The organism is Protofrankia sp. CiP1_Cm_nod3, assembly GCF_982290655.1.
In genome coordinates this window covers 18,541-24,027 of sequence record NZ_CEVIVD010000066.1, presented here as the reverse complement: position 1 = coordinate 24,027, position 5,487 = coordinate 18,541, and the positions used below count along the sequence as shown (strand labels likewise).

The 5,487-nt window shown below is 71.5% G+C and carries 3 protein-coding genes; 1 reads left to right on the top strand and 2 read right to left on the bottom strand.

Annotated elements, in window-relative coordinates; all coding sequences use genetic code 11:
• Positions 1–175: 175 nt before the first annotated feature.
• Both AC5LUJ_RS14180 and AC5LUJ_RS14175 read right to left on the bottom strand, forming a co-directional pair.
• A complete protein-coding gene (locus AC5LUJ_RS14180) occupies positions 176–1,606 on the bottom strand; it encodes a gamma-aminobutyraldehyde dehydrogenase (RefSeq protein ID WP_250281806.1) in 1,431 nt (476 codons plus the stop codon).
• A gap of 510 nt (positions 1,607–2,116) precedes the next feature.
• Complete coding sequence (locus AC5LUJ_RS14175) at positions 2,117–3,523, bottom strand: aspartate aminotransferase family protein (protein WP_250281807.1); 1,407 nt, start codon at positions 3,521–3,523, stop codon at positions 2,117–2,119.
• A gap of 507 nt (positions 3,524–4,030) precedes the next feature.
• On the opposite strand from AC5LUJ_RS14175, the gene AC5LUJ_RS14170 reads away from it, so the two are divergent.
• Positions 4,031–5,368, top strand: coding sequence for an aminotransferase family protein (locus AC5LUJ_RS14170; RefSeq protein ID WP_250281809.1), 1,338 nt, complete (start codon positions 4,031–4,033; stop codon positions 5,366–5,368).
• The last annotated feature ends 119 nt before the right edge of the window (positions 5,369–5,487 follow it).

Here is a 5,487-nt window from a genome sequence, read left to right as displayed (position 1 = left end):
CGCCCGGCAGGCCGATCAGGTCATGCGCCCTACGAGTACGGATCTCATCCATGGCCGTCCTCCGACCATTCATCACAGGTCGGCCGGGTGCGGTGCGGTGCGGTGCGGTGCGGTGCGGGATGCCCGCCCGTGGCACCGTCACGGCCCCCGGCCGGCCTCCGACAGCCCGAACCGGTCAGAACTCGATGTTGCTCATCACGTGCTTGACCCGGGTGTAGTCCTCCAGACCGTAGATCGACAGGTCCTTCCCGTAACCGCTCTTCTTGAAGCCGCCGTGCGGCATCTCGGCCACCAGCGAAATATGGGTGTTGATCCATACACAGCCGAAGTCGAGCCGGCGGGCGACCCGCATGGCCCGCCCGTGGTCACGCGTCCACACGCTGGAGGCGAGCCCGTACTCGACCCCGTTCGCCCAGGCCACCGCCTCGTCCTCGGAGCTGAAGCGCTGGACGGTCACGACCGGGCCGAAGATCTCGTTCTGGATCATCTCGTCGTCCTGGCGCAGGCCCGCGACCACCGTCGCCGGGTAGAAGAACCCGGGCCGATCCAGCGGCTCCCCACCGGTGAGCACCTCGGCGTGCGACGGCCTGCGCTCCACCAGGCCGTGGACCCGGCCGAGCTGGCCGAGGTTGTTCAGCGGGCCGTAGGCCGCCGCCGGCTCCTGCGGTGGCCCCGTCCGGGTCGCCCGCGCCTGCTCGGTGAGGGCGACAACAAGATCGTCATGGACGCCCGGGGCCGCCAGCACCCGGGTGGCGGCGGTGCAGTCCTGGCCGGCGTTGAAGTAGGCCGCGCCCGCGATCCCCGCCGCCACCTCCTCGGCGTCGACGTCGTCGAAGACGATGACCGGCGCCTTGCCCCCGAGCTCCAGATGGACCCGCTTGAGGGAGTCCGCAGCCGACCGGGCGACCTCCATGCCGGCCCGGACACTGCCGGTCACCGACGCCATCGCGGGCAGCGGGTGGGCCACCAGCGCCCGGCCGGTGTCCCGGTCCCCGCACACCACGTTCAGGACGCCGGGCGGCAGGAACTCGGCGGCGATCTCGGCGAGCAGCAGCGTGCTCACCGGCGTCGTCTCCGACGGCTTGACGACCACGGTGTTCCCCGCGGCGATCGCCGGGGCGAACTTCCACACCGCCATCATCATCGGGTAGTTCCACGGCGTGACCTGCGCGCAGACCCCCACCGGCTCCCGGCGGACGAAACTGGTGTGACCGGCCAGGTACTCCCCGGCCGAGCGGCCCTCGAGCAGCCGGGCGGCACCGGCGAAGAAACGGATCTGATCCGCCATTGGCGGGATCTCCTCGTTCATGGTCAGCTCGATCGGCTTGCCGGTGTTCTCGCTCTCCCCCCGGACGAGGTCCGCGGCGCGCTTCTCAACCGCGTCGGCCAGCCTGAGCAGGGCCCTGGCCCGCTCGCTCGGCGTGGTGTCGCGCCAGGACTCGAAGGCGCGCCCGGCCGCCTGGACCGCGGCGTCCACGTCGGACGGGCCGGACAGGGACGCCTCGGCGAAGACCTCCGCGGTGGACGGGTTCACCAGCGGCATCGTGCGGCCGCCCGCCGCCGGGACGCTGGTACCGCCGATGAAGTTCGTCAGAATCCTGTCCATACGCACACTCCGGTAGCCGATATGGATCGAACGGACCTGGGGCCGGGCCGGCGTCGACCGGATTGCCGGCTGGCGTCGGCACCGGGTTCCCGGCCGGGCTCCGAGCGCGCGAGAAGAGCTGTGGCCGCGCGTTCTTCGGCCGGTCGCGGAATCCCCGGGCGCGAGAAGGCCACTGACAGGCAGACTAGACCACGGATTACGTCCCCGTCAGAAGGATTTGACGCAGAAATCATACCGAAATATCCCTTGAGCGTCATATCCCCGGTCATCCTTGAGCCGCCTCTCAGGAAGTCCTTCGGATATCCTCAGCCTCCCCCGGTATCCCCCGCCGTGCCCCCTGGCACTCCCGGGCGCTCCCGGGCGGCCGGCCGGGCCACCCGCGCGCCCGAGGTCCCCTCGATGGCCCGGCGGTGCTCGTCAGCGGGTGGCGCCCGCCTGCCACGTGGTGACAGTCCGTCAGCAGATGCCATCCCGCCAGGCCGTGACATTCCGCTATGAGGTGACATTCCGTCACGAGGTGATATCGCGGGCCAGCGCGTCCAGGGAGTCCAGGTAGCGGTCGACGTCGGCCTCGGTGTGCTGCACCGACAGCGTCCACTCCTCCTCCCGGCCCGGCGCCATCAGCACGCCCCGGTTGGCGTTGTACAGCCACGCGAGCTCCGGCAGCGCCGCGTTCTGGTGCGCCATGAACGAGGTGTAGTCGCGGATCGGCGCGTCGGTGAAGTGGACGCAGCCCTTCGAGCTGATCCCGACCGTGTAGCCGAGCAGCCCGTGCCGGCGCAGGATCTCGTCGCAGCCGGCGATCAGCAGCTCACACAGCCGGTCCAGGTGGGCGTACGCCTGCGGGGTGAGGACCTCCAGCAGGCTCGCCCGGGCCGCGGCCATGGTCAGCGGGTTGCCGTTGAACGTCCCGACCTGCTTGACCCGGTCCGACGCGACCACCTCCATGATCTCGGCGGTCGCGCCGAGGGCGCCGGAGGGCAGACCGCCGCCGAGCGCCTTGGCCAGGGTGACCATGTCGGGCCGGACGCCGAACCGCTCGGTCGCTCCCCCGGGCGCCACACACAGCCCGGTCTTGACCTCGTCGAAGATCAGTACGATGCCGTGACGCCGGGTGATCTCCCGGACGGCCTCCAGGTAGCCGGGCTCGGGCAGGATCACCCCGAGGTTCATCATCGCGGCTTCCATGATCACACATGCCGGTGGCCGCCCGTCGGCGACGAGCGCCTCGATCCGCCGCTCCATGGCCGGGGCGTCGTTGAACGGCACCGGCACGGTCAGGTCGACGACGGCCCGCGGTATCCCCTCGCCATAGGCGAGGGACGCCATGTTGTCGGGCGGGCCGATCTCGTCGTACGGGGTGCCGATGGAGACCATCACGTAGTCGTGGTGGCCGTGATAGGAGCCGAAGATCTTGATGATCGTCTCACGCCCGGTGACGGCCCGGGCGATCCGGATCGCGTCCATGGTCGCTTCCGAGCCCGAGTTGACGTAGCGCCACTGCGGCAGGCCGAAACGGCGTGCCAGCTCCTCGCTGACGATCAGGGAGTCCTCGGTCGGCATGGCGAAATGGCTGCCCAGCCCGATCCGCTCCCGCACCGCCCGGACGATCGCCGGGTGCGCGTGCCCCTGCACCATCGAGCCGAAGCCGTTGTGGAAGTCGCAGTACTCGCTGCCGTCGACGTCCCACACCCGGGAACCGCGCCCGTGCGTGAGGTAGATCGGCCAGGGATCACGGGCCTGGTAGGACGACGGGACCCCACTCGTCATCGAGCGCACCGCCCGGTCGTGCATCGCCCGTGAGCCCGGGGTGCGCTCCTGTAGCCGCAGCTCCTCACGCTCGGTAAGGGCGGCCACCCGCTCGTCACGGCGGGCCGGCAGGATGCCATCCTTCGGTTCGGATGCTGTTCCGGCCATGTGCTGCGCCCCCTCCCAGTGACCTCGCCTCCGCCCAGTGACCTGGGAATCCGGAAATCGCGAGGACCCGACCGGGCCGCTCGGACCACCGGCGCCCGGTAGGGAAAGCGTAGCCCGCCCGGCACCGGCCGGCCCGGTCCACAGCTGACGCGCGAAAGACAGGACCGTCCTGCCACCGGCCTGGCGCGAAGTGCGGGAACCCGCACCGACAGCCGTCCCGGAAATGCCAGCTCCATAACGGATGAAGAACTCCGGGAGGATTTCCACCGCTTACAGGATTTCTGTTGCTTACGGACTACCGATTATTTCCGGGCGTATCCGGTAGAACAAATCATGATTGTTCCCGGTTCGCCCCCCGATGCGGGCGGGCCTGGCGGGGACGGGCCTGGCGGGGACGGCGTTGTCCCGCCGCCCTCCGAGCGAGCCCCGCCACGCGCCCGGCGGAACGACGGGCCTGGAACGACGGGGCTGTTGCGACGCTGCCCGGGACGTGCGCTACTTGCCTGCATGCCACGCCCCGCGCCCGCGTCACACCCCGCCCAGCCGGGCTCCCGCGCCCGGCCGCACCCTGCCCAGTCGCCTCCCAGGACGGGGGAACCGGCGGAGCCGGGGCCGCTGCTGCACCCGTTCGCGCGTCCGGCGGCGCCCGCGGGGTCGTTCCTGCGGATCGTCTCCGGCCGGGGCGCATACGTCACGGACGACTCCGGCCGCCGCTACCTCGACGGGATGGCGGGCCTGTGGCACTGCGCGGTCGGCCACGGCCGCGAAGAGATCATCCAGGCGGTCGCGGCGCAGCTGCGGGAGCTGGACGCGTTCCATCTCTTCGAGCGGTTCACCAACGCCCCGGCCGAGGCGCTCGCCGAGCGGCTCGCCGCGCTCGCGCCCATGCCACAGGCGCGGGTCTTCCTCACCAACGGCGGGTCCGAGGCGGTGGACAGCGCGGTGAAGATCGCCCGTCTCGCGCACGCCCTCGCGGGCCGGCCGGAGCGGACGATCATCATCAGCCGCTCCCCGAGCTATCACGGCGTCACCTACGGCGGGATGACCCTGACCGGGCTGCCGGCCAACCGGGAGGGATTCGGCCCAGGGGTCGGCGATGTCGTCCAGGTCGACAAGGACGACCTGGACGCGGTGGGCGCGGTGCTGGCCGACAGCCACGGCCGGGCCGCCGCGGTGATCGCGGAGCCGGTGATCGGCGCCGGTGGCGTCCACCCGCCGCGGCCGGGCTACCTCACCGGGCTGCGCGAGCTGTGCGACCGCCATGGCGTGTTCCTCATCCTCGACGAAGTGATCACCGGCTTCGGGCGGCTGGGGAACTGGTTCGGCGCGGACCACTTCGGCGTCCGGCCCGACATCGTCACCTTCGCCAAGGCCGTCACCAGCGGCTACCAGCCACTCGGCGGCGTGCTCCTCGGGCCCGCCGTGCACGAACCGCTGACCCGCCCGGATGTGGTGCTGCGGCACGGCGGCACCTACGCGGGGCACCCGGCGGCGTGCGCGGCCGCGCTCGCCAACATCGGCCTGCTGGAGTCCGAGGGCCTGATCGGCCGGGCGCCCGCGATAGGTGACCGCCTCGCGGCCGGCCTGCGCTCGGTGGCGCGGACGCACGGCCTCACCGACGTGCGCGGCCGCGGCGCCATGTGGGCGGTCGACCTGCCAGCCGGGGTGGATGCCACCGCGATACGCGACCACATGCTCACCCATGGTGTCATCGTCCGTCCGATCGGCGCGTCGACCCTTGCCTTCTGCCCGCCGCTGGTCGTCGGCCTCGCCGAGGTGGACACGCTGTCGGACGCGCTGCGAGCCGCCCTCGACGCCGACGCCGGCTCCGACGCCGGCACCTGATCCGGGCCCGGCACCAGATCCGGATCCGGGCCTGCGCCGGCCCTGCCCGGCAGGCCGTCACAGCCAGCGGATCATCACAGTCGGTGAGTCGTCGCATTCGGTGGGTCGTCGCATTCGGT